General features: G+C 71.8%; 15 protein-coding genes. 8 read left to right on the forward strand and 7 right to left on the reverse strand.

Features of this window, described 5'->3' with window-relative positions; genetic code table 11:
- Both pgi and ACWCPM_RS16055 read left to right on the forward strand, forming a co-directional pair.
- On the forward strand, positions 1-920 hold a 920-nt coding region (gene pgi / locus ACWCPM_RS16050; protein ID WP_450976788.1), incomplete at its 5' end, for a glucose-6-phosphate isomerase.
- Between the two features lie 98 nt (positions 921-1,018).
- Positions 1,019-1,510: a DUF2087 domain-containing protein gene (locus ACWCPM_RS16055; RefSeq protein WP_450976789.1), complete on the forward strand. Its 492-nt coding sequence runs from the start codon at positions 1,019-1,021 to the stop codon at positions 1,508-1,510.
- A 26-nt stretch (positions 1,511-1,536) separates the two neighbouring features.
- Here ACWCPM_RS16055 and ACWCPM_RS16060 read toward each other — a convergent pair whose 3' ends face one another.
- Genes ACWCPM_RS16060 through ACWCPM_RS16070 form a run of 3 tightly spaced genes read right to left on the reverse strand, consistent with a single transcriptional unit; the run spans position 1,537 to position 5,095 of the window.
- Positions 1,537-3,819: an FtsX-like permease family protein gene (locus ACWCPM_RS16060; RefSeq protein WP_450976790.1), complete on the reverse strand. Its 2,283-nt coding sequence runs from the start codon at positions 3,817-3,819 to the stop codon at positions 1,537-1,539.
- Between the two features lie 11 nt (positions 3,820-3,830).
- On the reverse strand, positions 3,831-4,583 hold the full coding sequence (locus ACWCPM_RS16065) for an ABC transporter ATP-binding protein (protein WP_450976791.1): 753 nt from the start codon (positions 4,581-4,583) through the stop codon (positions 3,831-3,833).
- Entirely contained in the window at positions 4,580-5,095 is a 516-nt protein-coding gene (locus ACWCPM_RS16070) for a PadR family transcriptional regulator (protein WP_450976792.1), read from the reverse strand. Before ACWCPM_RS16070 ends, ACWCPM_RS16065 begins: the two co-directional genes overlap by 4 nt.
- Positions 5,096-5,219: 124 nt before the next feature.
- On the opposite strand from ACWCPM_RS16070, the gene ACWCPM_RS16075 reads away from it, so the two are divergent.
- The 6 genes from ACWCPM_RS16075 (at position 5,220) to ACWCPM_RS16100 (ending at position 12,698) form a co-directional block, all read left to right on the forward strand.
- On the forward strand, positions 5,220-6,491 hold the full coding sequence (locus tag ACWCPM_RS16075) for an ABC transporter substrate-binding protein (RefSeq protein ID WP_450976793.1): 1,272 nt from the start codon (positions 5,220-5,222) through the stop codon (positions 6,489-6,491).
- Between the two features lie 177 nt (positions 6,492-6,668).
- The gene (locus ACWCPM_RS16080; protein ID WP_450976794.1) at positions 6,669-8,297 is read left to right on the forward strand and encodes a glycoside hydrolase family 13 protein; all 1,629 of its coding nucleotides are present in this window, start codon (positions 6,669-6,671) and stop codon (positions 8,295-8,297) included.
- Positions 8,298-8,310: 13 nt separating this feature from the next.
- Positions 8,311-9,636: an ABC transporter substrate-binding protein gene (locus tag ACWCPM_RS16085; RefSeq protein WP_450976795.1), complete on the forward strand. Its 1,326-nt coding sequence runs from the start codon at positions 8,311-8,313 to the stop codon at positions 9,634-9,636.
- A gap of 5 nt (positions 9,637-9,641) precedes the next feature.
- The gene (locus ACWCPM_RS16090; protein ID WP_450976796.1) at positions 9,642-11,000 is read left to right on the forward strand and encodes an ABC transporter permease subunit; all 1,359 of its coding nucleotides are present in this window, start codon (positions 9,642-9,644) and stop codon (positions 10,998-11,000) included.
- 32 nt (positions 11,001-11,032) lie between these two features.
- Positions 11,033-11,872, forward strand: a complete 840-nt coding sequence (locus tag ACWCPM_RS16095; RefSeq protein WP_450976919.1) for a carbohydrate ABC transporter permease — start codon at positions 11,033-11,035, stop codon at positions 11,870-11,872.
- Between the two features lie 127 nt (positions 11,873-11,999).
- Positions 12,000-12,698 carry a DsbA family protein gene (locus tag ACWCPM_RS16100; RefSeq protein ID WP_450976920.1) on the forward strand — a complete coding sequence of 233 codons (699 nt, stop codon included), beginning with the start codon at positions 12,000-12,002 and terminating at the stop codon, positions 12,696-12,698.
- 59 nt (positions 12,699-12,757) lie between these two features.
- On the opposite strand, the gene pgl is transcribed toward ACWCPM_RS16100, so the two are convergent.
- Genes pgl through tal form a run of 4 tightly spaced genes read right to left on the reverse strand, consistent with a single transcriptional unit; the run spans position 12,758 to position 17,283 of the window.
- The gene (gene pgl, locus ACWCPM_RS16105) at positions 12,758-13,540 is read right to left on the reverse strand and encodes a 6-phosphogluconolactonase (RefSeq protein ID WP_450976797.1); all 783 of its coding nucleotides are present in this window, start codon (positions 13,538-13,540) and stop codon (positions 12,758-12,760) included.
- A complete protein-coding gene (gene opcA, locus ACWCPM_RS16110; protein WP_450976798.1) occupies positions 13,537-14,634 on the reverse strand; it encodes a glucose-6-phosphate dehydrogenase assembly protein OpcA in 1,098 nt (365 codons plus the stop codon). The genes pgl and opcA overlap by 4 nt, the downstream gene beginning before the upstream one ends.
- Entirely contained in the window at positions 14,631-16,160 is a 1,530-nt protein-coding gene (gene zwf, locus ACWCPM_RS16115) for a glucose-6-phosphate dehydrogenase (protein ID WP_450976799.1), read from the reverse strand. The genes opcA and zwf overlap by 4 nt, the downstream gene beginning before the upstream one ends.
- Before the next feature lie 4 nt (positions 16,161-16,164).
- Positions 16,165-17,283, reverse strand: coding sequence for a transaldolase (gene tal, locus ACWCPM_RS16120; protein ID WP_450976800.1), 1,119 nt, complete (start codon positions 17,281-17,283; stop codon positions 16,165-16,167).
- Positions 17,284-17,308: the final 25 nt, after the last annotated feature.

Here is a 17,308-nt window from a genome sequence, read left to right on the forward strand (position 1 = left end):
TGGCGCTGTCGACGAACGCGGGGAAGGTCGCCGAGTTCGGCATCGACACGGCCAACATGTTCGAGTTCTGGGACTGGGTCGGCGGCCGGTACTCCGTCGACTCCGCGATCGGCCTCTCGCTGATGATCGCCGTCGGCCCGGACCGCTTCCGCGAGATGCTCGACGGCTTCCACCTCGTCGACGAGCACTTCCGCACCGCCCCCGCCGAGTCCAACGCCCCCCTGCTGCTGGGCCTGCTGGGGATCTGGTACGGCAACTTCCACGACGCCCAGTCGCACGCGGTACTGCCCTACTCGCACTACCTGTCGAAGTTCACGGCGTATCTCCAGCAGCTCGACATGGAGTCCAACGGCAAGTCGGTGGACCGTCAGGGCCGGGCGGTGGAGTGGCAGACCGGTCCCGTCGTGTGGGGCACGCCCGGCACCAACGGGCAGCACGCCTACTACCAGCTCATCCACCAGGGCACCAAGCTGATCCCGGCGGACTTCATCGGCTTCGCCGAGCCCGTCGCCGAGCTCAGCGACGAGCTGAAGGCCCAGCACGACCTGCTGATGGCCAACTTCTTCGCCCAGACCCAGGCGTTGGCCTTCGGCAAGACGCCGGAGGAGGTGCGCGCCGAGGGCGTCGCCGAGGAACTGGTCCCGCACAAGACGTTCCAGGGCAACCACCCCACGACCACGATCCTCGCGCGCGAGCTGACCCCGTCGGTGCTCGGCCAGCTCATCGCCCTCTACGAGCACAAGGTGTTCGTGCAGGGCGCCGTGTGGAACATCGACTCCTTCGACCAGTGGGGCGTCGAGCTCGGCAAGGTACTCGCCAAGCGCGTCGAACCCGCCCTGACCGAGGGCGCGCAGGTGCCCGGCCTGGACGCCTCCACCACGGCGCTGGTCGCCAAGTACAGGGAACTGCGCGGCCGTTGATGTGCGGGACCGGCGGCGCGGACGCAAAAGCGGATGCGTGGCCGGCTTCCGGCGGGTGACACTGCTGCGGCCTGTCACCCGCCGGAAGGACACCCACGATGGATCAGCTCATGGCCGCGCTCGCCGACCCGGAACGGCTGAAGCTGTACGCCCGGATCGTGCTGGGGGACCTGTCGCCCCGCGAGGAGGACTCTCCCGCCGCGCGCAGACATCTGGGGCGCCTGATCTCCTCGGGGCTCGTGGAGCGCCTGCCCGACGGTTCCCTGAAGGCCGACCCGGCCGTCTTCCGCCGCGCCCGCCCCGCGGAACCGGCGCAGACCGGTGTGCCCCGGCGCCTGACCGGGTTCTTCGCCCACGGGCGGCTGACGTCGATCCCGGTCCGTCCCGTCGTACGCCGTGAACTGCTGGAGCATCTGACGGAGACCCTCTTCGCGGCCGACCGCGGCTACACCGAGCGCGAGGTCAACGACGCGTTCCGTACCGTCCACGACGACACGTCCGCGCTGCGCCGCTACTGCGTCGAGAACGGCCTGCTGGTACGCGAGCGTGACGGCAGCAGCTACCGCCGTGCCACGGCGCCCAGCCCCTGACGGAACCGCCCCGGAACGGTGGGCGTTCAGGCCACCGCGCTGAGCGTGTCCGCGAGGCGGCGGCGGGCCGCGCGGGTCGCGGGCAGCGCGGCGAGAGCGGCGGCGCCGAGGACGGCCGCCGCGCCGAACAGCACCAGGAGACCGGGCGACGGGCCCTGCGCTATGCCCGCGCCGATGCCGCTGGAGCTGCCCTGGGCGTCGATCAGCCAGTGCGCCAGCGGAAGGCCCAGGGCCGTGCCGAGCACCGCCGCGGTCAGGGCGGTGCACGCGGTGGCCGTGACGGTGATCCCGGTGATCTGCCGTGGCGTGAGGCCGATCGCCTTGAGCGCCAGCAGGTCCCGCTCGCCCTCGCGGACGGTGCCGCCGATCACGGTGAGCAGCTCGATGATCCCGATGAGCGCCAGCACGGCGATCAGGCCGAGCATGACTCCGCGCAGCGACGAGAGCCCGTCGACCGGACGGGGCGCGGCGTGCACGTCCAGATGTCCGCCCGCCGCCGTCGCCAGGTCGCCCGCGACGTCGTGCGCGTCGGCACCCGGCCGCAGACGCAGTTCGTAGAGGGCGGGGCGCAGTGCCGGGTCGTTCTCGCGGAGGGTGTCGAGCGAGGTGGAGATGACCCGGCCGGCGTACTCCGGCTCGATGCTGCGGCCCACGATGTGCAGGACCTGCGGCCGGTCGCCGACGGTCATGCGCACCCAGTCCCCGACGCGCACGCCCAGCAGGTCGAGCAGTCCCTGCCCGGCCACCGCCTCGTCGCGGCCGAGCGCCGCACGCCCCTCGGCCAGGGCGTACGGGTAGGGGGCCGTGCGGGTGCCGAGGCCGCGCAGCGCGATCGTGGCCGTCTGGCCCGGCACCAGCGCCGCCATCTCCACGCCCGGATGGGCGGCGGCGATCCGCGGGTCGCCGTCGAGCAGGGAGCGGACCTCGCGGTCCCCGATCTCGCGGTCCGGGCGGACGGTGAGATCGGCGGCCAGTCCGACCTGCTCGGGCCTGCTGTGGAAGCGGTCGATGGTCGTCCACGCGCTCATCGCCACCACGATCAGCAGCAGCGGCAGCGCCAGCCGGGCGACGGTGACCGGAGTGCGCGGCCGGCGGGCGAACGCCCGGTGCCAGCCCAGGACCAGCGCGGGGGACAGCCGCAGTCCCAGCGCGCCGCGGGCCGGGCCCGAGAGCCGTCCGGCGGCCGGGGCGGCGCCGCGGGGCACCGGCACCGGCGGCACCCGTCCGGCCCGCCACGCCGCGAGCCCGGTGGTCGCGGCGATGAACAGCACGGCCGCCACCGGGATGCAGGCCAGGGCCGCGGTGTGTCCCGGCAGCCCCTGCCACACGTCGACCGCGTCCCCGAGGCGGCCCGGTATCCGGCTGCCCAGAGCCGTGGTGAGCGCCGCCGCGGCCACCGCGCCGAGCAGCGCGTACGCGACGTGCTGGAGCAGGAAGACCCGGACGACCTGCCCCGGTGTGAAGCCGATCGCCTTCAGCACGGAGATGTCCCGCAGATGCCCCCGTATCCGGGTGCCGATCGCCCCGTGCACGGCGAGCCCGGCGGCGAGCAGGGCGCCCAGCCCGAACAGGCCGAGCACCTGGCCGAGCAGCCGGGTGTCTCCCTGTGCCTCGGAGCGGGCCTGCTGCCAGGTGGAGACCTCGCTCACCGCGCCGGCCCCCAGGAGGGTGACGGCGCGCTGGACCGCGTAGTCCGTCTCGTCCGGGTCCGTCAGACGCAGCCCGGTCACCTCGCCGTCCGGGGCGCGCACGGCGGACGGCAGCGCCCAGACCAGGCCGGGCCGCGCGCCGGGGCGGTAGCGCGGCTCGGCGCTGTCGGCGATCCCGGCGACGGTGAGCCTGCGCGCGGTCCCCGGCAGGGCGACGACGTCACCGGGCTCGGCGAGCATGGCACGCGCCAGATGGCTCTCCAGCACCACGCCGTCGGGACGCGTGTCGTCCAGCCAGCGGCCGGAGGTGAGGAGGGGCCGCCCCTCGGCGGGGCCGGTGGCCGCGCCGCGCAGCTCGACCGAGGCGCGGATGCCACGGGCGGCGAGGGTGGCGGACTCGGTGGGGTAGGGCCCCGCGACGGAGTCGACGCCGTCCAGGCCGGAGAGCCTGCCCGTGTCGGCGGTGCGGGCCGTGTGGATCCAGACGTGCGCGTCCCGGGACTGGGTGAACACCCGCTGCCAGGGGTTGGTCGCGTAACCGAAGAGCGCGGTCGCCAGCAGCAGCGAGGCGACGACTCCGGCGGTCGCGAGCACGAGGAACAGCGCCTCACCGCGGTGCGCCCGCAGATCGGAGTGCACCCAGCGCAGGGTCGCTCGCATCGCCCGCCGCCTCAGTCCCTGAGCTCCAGCACGCCGGACGCCCCCACCCGGCGCGACGGGGTGCCGGTCAGCTCCGCGTCGTCCGCTATGCGTCCGTCGAAGAAGCTGATGACCCGGTCCGCGGCGCTGGCCAGCCGGGCGTCATGGGTGACCAGCAGGATCGTCTGACCGCGCTGGTGGAAGCGGGTCAGCAGCCGCATCACCTCGCGGGTGCCCCGGCTGTCCAGGCTGCCCGCGGGTTCGTCGGCCAGCAGCAGCGGCGGATGGTTGACCAGGGCGCGCGCCAGCGCGACCCGCTGCTGTTCACCGCCGGACAGCTCGCCCGGCATGCTGCGCTCCTTGCCCTCCAGCCCCAGCTCGGCCAGCAGCGCCTCGCGCTCCGCCCGGGCCCGCTTCGGCGGGATGCCGGCGAGCAGCGCGGGCAGTTCGACGTTGTCCGCGACCGACAGGTTGGAGACCAGGTTGAAGAACTGGAAGACGATCCCGATCCGCCGCCTGCGCTCCACGGCCCAGCGCGCCTCGCTGTAGGCGTCCGTGCACTCGCCGTCCAGCCAGAGGCTGCCGCCGTCCGGGCGTTGGAGACCGCCGAGCAGATGGAGCAGCGTCGACTTCCCGGCGCCCGACGGGCCTGTCACGGCCACGAACTCCCCGCGCGCCAAGCACAGGTCGACCCCGCGCACCGCGTGCGCCGGCGCGCCCTCGCCGTGATGCGTCTTGGCCAGGCCCTCGGCGCGCAGCAGCGGAGTGGGACGGTGCTCGCTCACTCCTGCACCTCCAGTTCCTCCTGGCAGCGCTCCAACCAGTCGAGGTCGGCCTGCAGATGCAGCATCGCGCCCTCGATCAGCAGGTGGGCGACACGGTTGTCCCGGTTCTCGGCGGCGGCCAGCTTCGACAGGCTGCGCATGGTGTTCAGATACTGGCGCCGCTGCTTGTTGATCAGGGCGATCTGGTCGGCCAGCCCGGTCTGCGGGGCGAGCGCGAGCTTCATGAAGAACTCGTCGCGCACCCGCGGCTCGTCCGCCGTCTCCTCGTACCAGGCGTGCAGCGCCTCCCGCCCGGCGTCGGTGAGGTGGTAGATCTTCTTGTTGGGCCGGTTCGACTGCTCGATCTCCTCGCCCTCGATCAGCCCCGACTTCTCCAGGCGGGCGAGGGTGACATAGATCTGGCCGATGTTCGGCTGAGGGTACGCGGCACCCAGCAGTTGCTCAAGGTCCTGCTTCAGCTCGTAGCCGTGGGCAGGTCCGCGCGCGAGGAGTGCCAGGAGGGGCAGGCGCACTCGTGCTCTCCTCCTCACGTCCGCTCATTGTGCTCCACGCCCTAGTATCGCCCATACCTAACAGGTATACATGGCGACTGACTCCGGGCGACGAGGCCCGTTGCCGTCGTACAGGGAGGAACCTATGCGGTGGACGCACGCCGCCGGTAGGGGCCTCCTCCTCCTGGTCGTCGTACTGACCGGTCATGTCGCCTCCGGCGCCCGCGCCGACGACGGCCCGCCCGGCGGCCGCGGCCCGCTCACCCTGGCCACCGCCGGCGACCTCACCGGCTATCTCGGCCCCCTGCTCCAGGACTGGAACCGCACCCACCCCGCCGAAGAGGTCACGCTCGTCGAACTGCCCGACTCCGCCGACGAGACCCGGGCGCAGATGATCACCGACCTGCGCGGCGGCTCGCGCGGACGCTTCGACGTCCTCAACATCGACGTCGCCTGGACCTCCGAGTTCGCGGCGGCCGGCTGGATCCGCCCGCTGCCCCGCGACCGCTTCCCGCTCGGCGCCTTCCTGCCCCCGGTCGTCGGCACCGCGACGTACGACGGGCGGCTGTACGCGGTGCCCTACGTCACCAACGCCGGGCTGCTGCTGTACCGCGAGGACGTCCTCGCCGAGGAGGGCGTCCCGCCGCCGCGCACCTGGGCCGAGCTGGAACGGGCGGCGGAGACGATCGCCCCGAAGTACGGCCTCGGCGGCTACGCCGGGCAGTTCCTGCCCTACGAGGGCCTCACCGTCAACGCGGCCGAGGCCGTGTACTCGGCGGGCGGGACGATCCTCGGCGACGAGGGCGAACGCGTCACGGTGAACTCGAACGCGGCCCGTGAGGGCATCGGCTTCCTCTCCCGCGGTGTACGCGAGGGCTGGATCCCGCGGCAGGCGCTGACCTACAAGGAGGAGGAGTCCAAACAGGCCTTCCTCGACGGCCGCCTGCTCTTCCTGCGCAACTGGCCCTACGCCTACACGGCCGCCTCGGCCGCCGGCTCCCCGCTGGCCGGCAAGGTCGGCGCCGTGCCCCTGCCCGGCACCGACGGGGCCGGTACGAGTGTGCTCGGCGGTTCCAACCTGGCCGTCAGCAGCCACGCCCGGCACCCCGACACGGCCGCGCGTCTGATGGCGTACCTCACCAGCGAGCCCGTCCAGCGCAAGGTGCTCACCCGCGGCGCCCTGCCGCCCGTACGGGCCGCGCTGTACGAGGACCCGTCGCTGATCCGGGACTTCCCCCATCTGCCGACCCTGCGCGCGAGCGTGCTCGCCGCGGCGCCGCGCCCCAAGAGCCCGCGCTACGACCAGGTCAGCCTGGTGGTGCAGGCGGTCGTGCACGACGCGATGAACGGCCGCGAGACGCCCGGGAGCGCGGTGCGGCGGCTGGCGCGCGAGCTCGCCGCCACCTCCAGCCGATAGTTCCGCTAGTTACCTGTCAGGTAACGCGGACATCTCAACTGAGGCGCGATGCCCGATTAGATCCCTCTATGCGCCGGTCAACTCCTCGGTAGCTTGCGCCCTTTCGTTGACACCCTCCTGACATCGCTACTTAACATGTATGCATAACCGATGCACTCGTAGAGATGGATCAATGGGTTGAACAGGCACCACTGGTGGCGCGACGCGGTGATCTACCAGGTCTACGTCCGCAGCTTCCTCGACAGCACCGGTGACGGCATCGGCGACCTCGCCGGCGTCCGCAGCGGACTGCCGTACCTGAAGAAGCTCGGGGTGGACGGGATCTGGCTGAGCCCCTTCTACCCCTCGCCGCAGCACGACCACGGATACGACGTGGCCGACTACCGCGACGTCGATCCGCTGTTCGGTGATCTCGACGAGTTCGACCTGCTGGTGCGCGCCGCCCGGCGGCTCGGTGTCAAGGTGCTCCTGGACATCGTCCCCAACCACTGCTCCAGCGAGCACCCCTGGTTCCGGGAGGCCCTCGCCTCGCCGCCCGGCAGCGCCGCCCGCGCCCGCTTCCACTTCGCCGACGGCCGCGGCCCGGACGGTGCCGAGCCGCCCAACAACTGGCACGCCATGTTCGGCGGCCCCGCCTGGACCCGGGTCCCCGACGGCCAGTGGTACCTGCACATGTTCACGCCCGAGCAGCCCGACTGGAACTGGCGCGACCCCGAGATCGGCGCGGAGTTCGACCGGACCCTGCGCTTCTGGCTCGACCGCGGCGTCGACGGCTTCCGCATCGACGTGGCCGCCGGCCTCTTCAAGGACCCCGGACTGCCCGACTCCCCGGACCCGGAGGCGGACGCCCGCACCCGCGACGCGGTCAATCCGCTCGCCTGGAACCAGCCCGAGGTGCACGACGTCTGGCGGCGGTGGCGCGCGGTCTGCGACGAGTACGCCGCCCGCGACGGCGCCGAGCGGCTCCTCGTCGGCGAGGTGTCCGTGCCGACCGCCCGCGAACACGCGCTGTACGTCCGCCCGGACGAACTGCACCAGGCCTTCTTCTTCGACCTGCTCGGCGCGCCCTGGAACCCGGACTCCTTCCGCAAGGTCATCTCCGAGGCCATGCAGGACATCGCCGGGACCGGCTCCACGGTCACCTGGGTGCTCAACAACCACGACCAGGTCCGCACCGTCACCCGCTACGGCGAACCGGCCACCGAGGGCAGCGGTCTCGGCCCCGCCCGCGCCCGCGCCGCCGCGCTGCTGATGCTGGCGCTGCCCGGAGCCGCGTACGTCTACCAGGGCGAGGAGCTCGGGCTGCCCGAGGTCGTCGACCTGCCCGACGACGTGCTCACCGACCCGATCTTCCACCGCACCGGCAGCCGGGCCCGGGTCCGCGACGGCTGCCGGGTGCCGCTGCCCTGGTCGGGACAGGCCTCCCCGTTCGGCTTCACCTCCGGCGTCGAGGGCGTCGCACCGTGGCTCCCGCAGCCCGAGTGGTTCGCCGAGCACGCCACCGACCGGGCCCTCGCCGACACCCGCTCCTTCTGGCACCTGTACCGCGACGGCCTCCAACTCCGCGCTGCACTGCCCCAGTTGGGTGAGGGCACGCTGCGCTGGCTGGACACCCCACCGGACGTCCTGGCCTTCGTCCGCGACGACGACCTGGTCTGCGCCGTGAACTTCGGCACGGCCCCCACCCCCGCGCCGGTCTCCGGCACCCCGCTGCTCGCGAGCGGGCCCTGCCCGGACGCCGGGATGCTGCCCGGCTCCACCGCTGTCTGGTGGATCACCGATTCCTCGTCAACTCCCACCCTCTGAAGGGACATCAACGATGATGCGACGACGTACCACCCTGCTCACCGGCTGCACCGCCCTCGTCCTGGCACTCGGCGCGACCGCCTGCGACAGCGGCCCCGTCTCGGCCGGCGGCGGTGACAAGGCGCTCAGCGGCCAGACCGTCAGCGTGGCCGGTGTCTGGTCCGGCAGCGAGCAGGAGAACTTCCAGAAGGTGCTCGACGCCTTCACCGAGAAGACCGGCGCGAAGACCCAGTTCGTGTCCACCGGTGACAACGTCTCCACCGTCGTCGGCAGCAAGATCGAGGGCGGCAACGCCCCCGACGTGGTGATGGTCCCGCAGGTCGGCGTGCTCCAGCAGTTCGCGAAGGAGGGCTGGCTCAAGCCGCTGTCCAAGACCGCGCAGGAGTCGGTCGGCGCCAACTACGCGGCGGCGTGGAAGACGTACGGCAGCGTCGACGGCACGCTGTACGGCCTGTACTTCAAGGCCGCCCACAAGTCGACGGTCTGGTACAGCCCCGACGCGCTCGCCCAGGCCGGGGTCGAGCCGCCGAAGACGTACGAGGAGATGCTGAAGGCCGGACAGACCGTCTCCGACTCCGGGCTCGCGGCGTTCTCGGTCGCCGGGCAGGACGGCTGGACGCTCACCGACTGGTTCGAGAACATCTACCTCTCCCAGGCCGGACCCGAGAAGTACGACGCCCTCGCCGCGCACGAACTGAAGTGGACGGACGCGTCGGTGGTCGAGGCGCTGACGACGCTCGGCAAGCTGTTCAAGGACAAGCAGCTGATAGCGGGCGGCCAGAAGGGCGCCCTGAACACCGACTTCCCGGGCTCGGTGGAGAAGGTGTTCGGTCCGAAGCCCGAGGCCGGCATGGTCTACGAAGGGGACTTCGTGGCCGGAGTCGCCAAGGACCAGTTCGGCAAAACCATCGGCGAGGACGCGAACTTCTTCCCGTTCCCGCCGGTCGGCAGCGGCGACGCCCCGGTGGTCAGCGGCGGAGACGCGGCCGTCGTCCTGAAGGACGGCAAGAACGCCGACGCGGGCATGAAGCTCCTGGAGTACCTGGCGACCCCCGAGGCCGCCGCGGTCTGGGCCGAGGCGGGCGGGTTCCTGTCCCCGAACAAGGCCGTCGACCTCGCCTCCTACGGCGACGACGTCACCCGGGCGACCGCCAAGTCCCTGGTCGACGCGGGCGACTCGGTCCGCTTCGACATGTCCGACCAGGCACCGGCGGCCTTCGGCGGCACCAAGGGCGCCGGCGAGTGGAAGATCCTCCAGGACTTCCTGCGCGACCCCGCCGACCCGAAGGGCACCGCCGCCGACCTGGAGGCCGCGGCGGCCAAGGCGTACGGGAACTGACGGCCATGACCGCGAAGCTCGTGAAAGAGGCGAGCTCCCCGGCCGCCGCCGGTGCCGGAAACATTCGGCGCCGGCGGCGGCGGGGGACGGTCGTCGCCCTGCTCTTCGTCCTGCCCGCCCTGCTCCTGCTCGGCGCGCTCGTCGTCTACCCCGTGCTGTTCTCCGTCGGCCGCAGCTTCTTCGACGCGTCCGGCACCCGGTTCGTGGGCGGCGGCAACTACACGGAGATGTTCCGCGACCCGGCGACGCTGAAGGCCGTGCGCAACACGGCGATCTGGGTCGTCGTGGCGCCGACGCTGCTGACCGGGCTGGGCCTGATCCTCGCCGTCCTGGTGGAGAAGATCCGCTGGGCGACGGCGTTCAAGCTGCTGCTGTTCATGCCGATGGCCGTCTCCTTCCTCGCCGCCGGCATCATCTTCCGGCTCGCCTACGACGAGGACCCGGACAAGGGCGTGCTGAACGCCGCCGTGGTCTCGGTCCACGACGCCTTCGAGGGCACGTCGTCCTATCCGACCGCGCGGGCGCGCGACGGCCAGGGGCTGACCGAGGAGACCGGCGGGGCGTACCGCACGAGCGCGGGCGTCTCGCCGGGGGACACGGTGGCGCTCGGCCTGGTCGGCGTGCTGCCGGGGGACCTGCCGGGCGGCGCGGAACCCGCGCACGGGGCGGCCGGGCAGAAGGCGGGCTCCGGCGAGCTGCGGGGGGTCGTGTACCTGGACTTCACGCCCGGCGGCGGAGGGGAGCAGGGCCGCGTCGACCCGCAGGAGAGCGGGCTGCCCGGGATGGCGGTGGAGGCGGTGCGCGACGGCAGGACGGCCGCTACGGCGACCACCGCGTCCGACGGCTCCTTCCGCTTCGAGGGGCTGGAGGCGGGCTCGTACACCGTGCGGCTGCCGGCCTCGAACTTCGCGCCGCCCTACGACGGCGTCTCCTGGCTCGGCCCGGCGCTCGTCACACCGGCGATCATCGGGGCGTACCTGTGGATCTGGACCGGCTTCGCGATGGTGCTGATCGGCGCGGGGCTGTCAGCGCTGCCGCGGGACGCGCTGGAGGCGGCGCGGATCGACGGCGCGAGCGAGTGGCAGATCTTCCGGAAGATCACGGTGCCGCTGCTCGCGCCCGTGCTGACGGTGGTGTTCGTGACGCTGATGATCAACGTGATGAAGGTCTTCGACCTCGTCTACATCATCGCGCCCGGACCGGTGCAGGAGGACGCGACCGTGCTGGCGACGCAGATGTGGCTGGTGTCCTTCGGCGGCGGCAACGACCAGGGCCTCGGCAGCGCTCTCGGCGTCCTGCTGCTGCTCCTGGTGATCCCCGCGATGGTCTTCAACGTCCGCCGTTTCCGAAGGAGTGAGCGATGAAGGCGGAGTCAGCGGCGAAGGGGAGTGCGGCGATGAACGCCGTCCGCCGGAGCCTGGGCAACAGCCTGGTCCAGGCCTTCCTCGTGGTGATGGGCCTGTTCTGGCTCACCCCGCTGGCCGGGCTGTTCCTGTCGTCGCTGCGGTCCGCCGAGGACACCGCGAGGGGTGGTTGGTGGACGGTGTTCACCAGCCCCGGCCAGCTCTCCTTCGACAACTACTCCGCGCTGCTGCAGAACTCCGGGGTCACCCAGGCGTTCTGGAACACGGTGCTGATCTCGGTGCCGACGACGTTCCTGGTCGTCGTTGTCGCGGCCCTCGCCGGGTACGCCTTCGCCTGGCTGGACTTCCCCGCCCGCGAGCCGCTGTTCCTGCTGGTGGTCGCCCTGCTGGTGGTGCCGGTCCAGATCGGCCTGCTCCCGGTGGCCAAACTCTTCGGCCAGCTGGGACTGTTCGGCACGATCCCGGGCGTGGTCCTCTTCCACGTGGCCTACGGCCTGCCCTTCGCGGTCTTCCTGCTGCGCAACTACTTCGCCGAGATACCGAAGGAGATGCTCGAGGCGGCCCGGATGGACGGCGGCAGCGAGTGGCGCATCTTCACCCGCCTGATCCTCCCGGTGGGCCGCCCCGCCATCGCGAGCCTCGCCATCTTCCAGTTCCTCTGGGTCTGGAACGACATGCTGGTGGCACTCCTCTTCGCGGACAGCTCCGCCCAGCCCCTGACGGTGGAACTCCAGTCCCAGATCCGCCAGTTCGGCAGCAACATCGACGTCCTTGCTCCCGGCGCGTTCGTCTCCCTGGTCGTCCCGGTGGCGGTGTTCTTCGCCTTCCAGCGGCACTTCGTGCAGGGGGTGATGGCGGGGTCGGTCAAGTAGGTCTCCGCCCGCCGGGAAATGCCGAGCGGAACTCTCACCGGTTGCCCTAGTCTCCCGCTGACTCAAGGGGAGGCAAGGAGTGCACAGGGTGGGGACACGACGCATGGTGACCGCCGTGGCGGCGACCATGGTGGTGCTGGGCATGTCGCTCGCGGGCTGCGGACGGACGGCGCCCTACAGGAGCCTGGAGGAGGTACCGGAGAAGCTGGCGGCGGACGGCACGACCATCGTGGTCGGGGATCCGTCCGCCGCCGTGGTGGTGCGTCTCTACGAGGACCCGCGCTGCCCGGCCTGCGAGGAGTTCGAGACCTCCGGCGCGGGCCCGGAGCTGCGCGACGCCACCGTGCTGCGGGACGCGGTGACCGAGTACACCCTCGCCTCCTTCCTCGACGACCGGGTCGGCGGCAGCGGTTCGAAGAAGGCCGTCAACGCACTGCGGGCGGCGCTGGAGGAGGGCAGGTTCGCCGAGTACCACAAGGTCCTCTACGACAACCAGCCCGAGGAGAGCGTCGACGGTTTCACCGACGCCCGGCTGCTCGAACTGGCCGGTCAGGTGGACGGACTGCGCGGCCCGGCCTTCGACTCCGCCGTCAAGGGCATGAAGTACCGCGCCTTCGTGACCGCCTCCGAGAAGGCCTACGAACGCGCGGGCGGCAAGAAGGAGCCCGAAGGGCCGGGCACCCCCACCGCCGTCATCAACGACGTGCGCATCCCGATGGAGTACAACGGGCTGCTCTTCGACGGCGCCGTGTTCACCGACCTCCTGGCCGAGATCCGGGACGCGCCCGGCACCTGGCGGGAGTACGAGTTCCCGTCGGCGCCCTGATGTACGACGACGCCGGGCCCGCCACCGTACGGCGGGCCCGGCGTCGTCATGTTCCTTCGTCAGGGCGACGCCGGGGGATACAGGGACCTCGGGAGCTGGGACGCCGCCGCCGAGTCCAGGAGCCACAGGGTGCGGGCGCGACCGCGGGCGCCCGCCGCGGGGGCCTGGATCTCACCGGCGCCCGAGAGGGCGATCGCCGCGGCGTTGGCCTTGTCCTCGCCGGCGGCCAGCAGCCACACCTCGCGGGCCGCGCGGATGGCCGGGAGGGTGAGGGTGACGCGGGTCGGCGGGGGCTTGGGAGCGCCGTGGACCCCCACCACCATGCGGTCCGTCTCCCGTACCGCGGGGAGTTCCGGGAACAGGGACGCCACATGGGTGTCCGGGCCGACGCCCAGCATCAGGACGTCGAACGTCGGGACCGGGGCGTGGTTCTCCGGGACCGCCGCCCCGGCCAGTTCCTCGGCGTACGCGGCCGCCGCCGCTTCCACGTCCGAACCGTGCGGGCCGTCCGACGCGGGCATGGCGTGCACGCGCTTCGGGTCCAGCGGGACGGAGTCGAGCAGCGCCTCGCGGGCCTGGGTGACGTTGCGGTCCGGGTCGCCCTCGGGCAGGAAGCGCTCGTCGCCCCACCACAGGTCCAGCCGGGACCAGTCGATGGCGTCCCGGGCGGGCGCGGCGGCCAGCGCGGCCAGCAGGCCGTTGCCGTTGCGCCCGCCGGTGAGGACGACGGAGGCGCTGCCGCGCGAGGCCTGGGCGTCCACGACCTTCGTGATCAGCCGGGCCGCGGCGGCCTGCGCCATCAGTTCCTTGTCGTGATGGACGACCAGTTGGGGTGTGCTCACTTCGCCGCCGCCTTCTTCACCGGTTCCGGCGCCGCCGCGTCCTTCGCGGGCGCCTCCGCAGCAGTTTCGACGGGAGCCGGGGCCGCTCCGTCGCCGTCTCCCGCACCTTCTCCTTTGGCCGGCCGCTCCTCGGGGGAGGCGGAGGCGGCCCGGTCGGTGACGGACACCGTCGCGTTCAGCCGTTCCACCCCGAAGCGCAGCGCCGACGCGTACGTGTCGTCCGGGTCCAGCCGCCGCAGCTCCTCCGCGATCAGCTCCGCCGTGTCCCGGCGCTTGAGCGCCACCGCGCGGTCCGGCTGGCCCTGGATGGACAGCGTGGCCAGCGTGCCATCCGCGCGGTCGAGGGCGATCGGCCCGCAGTCGGTGTCCATGCGGACCGCCGTGAGGCCGGGCCCCGCGGACAGCGAGCGCCGGACGGGGACGTCCAGCCGGTCCGCGAGCCACATCGCCAGCAGCTCGCAGCTCGGGTTGAACTCCTCGCCCTCCACCTCGACGGCCCTGACCTCGCAGACGACCTGGTCGAGGGCCGCCGCGAGCATGGAGCGCCACGGCGTGATGCGGGTCCACGACAGGTCGGTGTCGCCGGGTGCGTAGGTGTCGGCGCGGGCCGACAGCTCCCGTACCGGCTGCTCGGCGGCGTAGGTGTCGGTGACCCGGCGCTGGGCCAGCGCGCCCAGCGCGTCGCCCGCCGGGTCGAGCGGCGCGTCGACCGGCCACCAGACGACGACGGGGGCGTCCGGCAGCAGCAGCGGCAGCACCACGGACTGCGCGTGGTCGGCCACTTCGCCGTGCAGCCGCAGGACGACCGTCTCGCCGGTGCCCGCCTCCGCGCCCACCCGCACCTCGGCGTCCAGCCGGGACTGCGTGCGGTCCCGCGGGCTGCGCGAGACGCGGCGGATGACGACGAGCGTGCGCGAGGGGTGCTCGCGCGAGGCGTCGCCGGCCGCCTTCAGGGCGTCGTAGGCGTTCTCCTCGTCGGTGACGACGACCAGGGTGAGGACCATGCCGACGGCGGGCGTGCCGATGGCGCGGCGACCTTCCACGAGGGCCTTGTTGATCTTGCTGGAGGTGGTGTCGGTGAGGTCTATCTTCATGGCCGGCGCCAGCTCCGTCCGTCTTGTTCGAGCATCTGGTCCGCCTCGACGGGCCCCCAGGTGCCGGCCGGGTACTGCGCGGGCCTGCCGTGGCTGTCCCAGTACCGCTCGATCGGGTCGAGGATCCGCCAGGACAGCTCGACCTCCTCGGTGCGCGGGAAGAGGTTCGAGTCGCCGAGCAGGACGTCCAGGATCAGCCGCTCGTACGCCTCCGGGCTGGACTCCGTGAAGGACTCGCCGTACGCGAAGTCCATGGAGACGTCCCGGATCTCCATCGAGGTGCCGGGCACCTTGGAGCCGAAGCGGACGGTGACGCCCTCGTCGGGCTGGACGCGGATGACGATCGCGTTCTGGCCCAGTTCCTCGGTGGCCGTGGTGTCGAAGGGGGAGTGCGGGGCGCGCTGGAAGACCACCGCGATCTCGGTGACCCGGCGGCCGAGGCGCTTGCCGGTGCGCAGGTAGAACGGCACGCCCGCCCACCGCCGGTTGTCGATCCCCACCTTGATGGCCGCGTAGGTGTCGGTCTTCGACGCGCTGTCGATGCCGTCTTCCTGGAGGTAGCCGATGACCTTGGCGCCACCCTGCCAGCCCGCCGCGTACTGCCCGCGCACGGTGGAGCGGCCCAGGTCCTTGGGGAGCCTCACGGCGCCGAGCACCTTGGTCTTCTCCGCGGCGAGCGCGTCGGCACCGAAGGAGGAGGGCTCCTCCATCGCGGTCAGCGCGAGCAGCTGGAGCAGGTGGTTCTGGATGACGTCGCGGGCGGCGCCGATCCCGTCGTAGTAGCCGGCACGGCCACCGATGCCGATGTCCTCGGCCATGGTGATCTGCACATGGTCGACGAAGGAGCGGTTCCAGATCGGTTCGAACATGGTGTTGGCGAAGCGCAGCGCCAGGATGTTCTGGACGGTCTCCTTGCCCAGGTAGTGGTCGATCCGGAAGACCTGGTCCGGGGCGAAGACCTCGTGCACGACCTTGTTCAGCTCCTCGGCCGACTCGAGGTCGTGGCCGAACGGCTTCTCGATCACCGCGCGGCGCCAGGAGCCGCCCTTCTGGTCGGCCAGCCCGTGCTTCTTCAGCTGCTGGATGACCACCGGGAACGAGCGGGGCGGCACGGAGAGGTAGAAGGCGAAGTTGCCGCCCGTGCCCTGCGCCTTGTCCAGCTCGTCGATGGTGGCGCGCAGCCGCTCGAAGGCGTCGTCGTCGTCGAAGGTGCCCTGGACGAAGCGCATCCCCTGGATGAGCTGCTGCCAGACCTCCTCACGGAACGGCGTGCGGGCATGGGCCTTGACCGCGTCGTGGACCACTTCCGCGAAGTCCTCGTTCGCCCACTCGCGGCGGGCGAACCCGACCAGCGAGAAGCCCGGCGGCAGCAGACCCCGGTTCGCGAGGTCGTACACCGCGGGCATCAGCTTCTTTCGTGACAAATCACCCGTGACGCCGAAGATGACCAGGCCCGACGGCCCCGCGATACGCGGGAGCCGTCGGTCTGCGGGGTCACGGAGCGGGTTCGCTCCGGGTGAGGACAAGGTCTCAGCCCTCCGAGGGGGCGAGGCGCTTCAGCTCCGCCTCGGTCGACTTCAGCAGGTCGATCCAGGACGCCTCGAACTTCTCGACGCCCTCGTCCTCCAGGAGCTGGACCACGTCGTCGTACTTGATCCCGAGCTTCTCGACCGCGTCGAGGTCGGCGCGGGCCTGCGCGTACGTCCCGGCGATGGTGTTCCCGGTGACGCGGCCGTGGTCCTCACTGGCCACCAGGGTGGCCTCCGGCATGGTGTTCACGGTGTTCGGGGCGACCAGGTCGTCGACGTACATGGTGTCGCTGTACGCCTTGTCCTTCACGCCGGTCGACGCCCACAGCGGACGCTGCTTGTTGGCGCCGGCGTTCTCCAGCGGGCTGAAGCGTTCGGAGCCGAAGACCTCCTCGTACGCCTGGTACGCGAGGCGCGCGTTGGCGACGGCGGCCTTGCCGCGCAGCGCCTTGGCCTCGTCGGTGCCGAGCGCGTCGATCCGCTTGTCGATCTCGGTGTCCACACGGGACACGAAGAAGGACGCCACCGAGTGGATCAGGGAGAGGTCCAGGCCCCGCTCCTTCGCCTTCTCCAGGCCGGAGAGGTAGGCGTCCATGACCTCGCGGTAGCGCTCCAGCGAGAAGATCAGCGTGACGTTGACGCTGATGCCGTTGCCGATCGTCTCGGTGATCGCCGGGAGACCCGCCTTGGTGGCCGGGATCTTGATCAGGGTGTTCGGGCGGTCCACCAGCCAGGCCAGCTGGCGGGCCTCGGCGGCGGTGGCGCGGGTGTTGTGCGCGAGGCGCGGGTCGACCTCGATCGAGACACGGCCGTCCTGGCCGCCGGTGGCGTCGAAGACCGGGCGCAGGATGTCGGCGGCGTCGCGGACGTCCGCCGTCGTGATCATGCGCACGGCCTCGTCCACGGTGACCTTGCGGGCGGCGAGGTCGGCGAGCTGGCCCTCGTAGCCGTCGCCGCTGCTGATCGCCTTCTGGAAGATCGTCGGGTTGGTGGTGACGCCCACGACGTGCTGCTGGTCGATCAGCTCGGCGAGGTTGCCGGACGTGATCCGCTTGCGCGACAGGTCGTCCAGCCAGATCGCGACGCCTTCATCGGAGAGGCGCTTCAGTGCGTCTGTCATGGAAATTGCATCTCCTACGTGTCGT

The organism is Streptomyces sp. NPDC002309, from assembly GCF_053593375.1.

Excerpts from the sequence above, each read along its gene's own strand:
- ACWCPM_RS16085 (WP_450976795.1), top strand. The coding sequence starts at position 8,311 with ATGATGCGACGACGTACCACCCTGCTCACCGGCTGCACCGCCCTCGTC.
- tal (WP_450976800.1), bottom strand. The coding sequence starts at position 17,283 with ATGACAGACGCACTGAAGCGCCTCTCCGATGAAGGCGTCGCGATCTGG.
- ACWCPM_RS16075 (WP_450976793.1), top strand. The coding sequence starts at position 5,220 with ATGCGGTGGACGCACGCCGCCGGTAGGGGCCTCCTCCTCCTGGTCGTC.
- ACWCPM_RS16095 (WP_450976919.1), top strand. The coding sequence starts at position 11,033 with ATGAACGCCGTCCGCCGGAGCCTGGGCAACAGCCTGGTCCAGGCCTTC.
- ACWCPM_RS16055 (WP_450976789.1), top strand. The coding sequence starts at position 1,019 with ATGGATCAGCTCATGGCCGCGCTCGCCGACCCGGAACGGCTGAAGCTG.
- opcA (WP_450976798.1), bottom strand. The coding sequence starts at position 14,634 with ATGAAGATAGACCTCACCGACACCACCTCCAGCAAGATCAACAAGGCC.
- ACWCPM_RS16100 (WP_450976920.1), top strand. The coding sequence starts at position 12,000 with ATGGTGGTGCTGGGCATGTCGCTCGCGGGCTGCGGACGGACGGCGCCC.
- ACWCPM_RS16060 (WP_450976790.1), bottom strand. The coding sequence starts at position 3,819 with ATGCGAGCGACCCTGCGCTGGGTGCACTCCGATCTGCGGGCGCACCGC.
- ACWCPM_RS16090 (WP_450976796.1), top strand. The coding sequence starts at position 9,642 with ATGACCGCGAAGCTCGTGAAAGAGGCGAGCTCCCCGGCCGCCGCCGGT.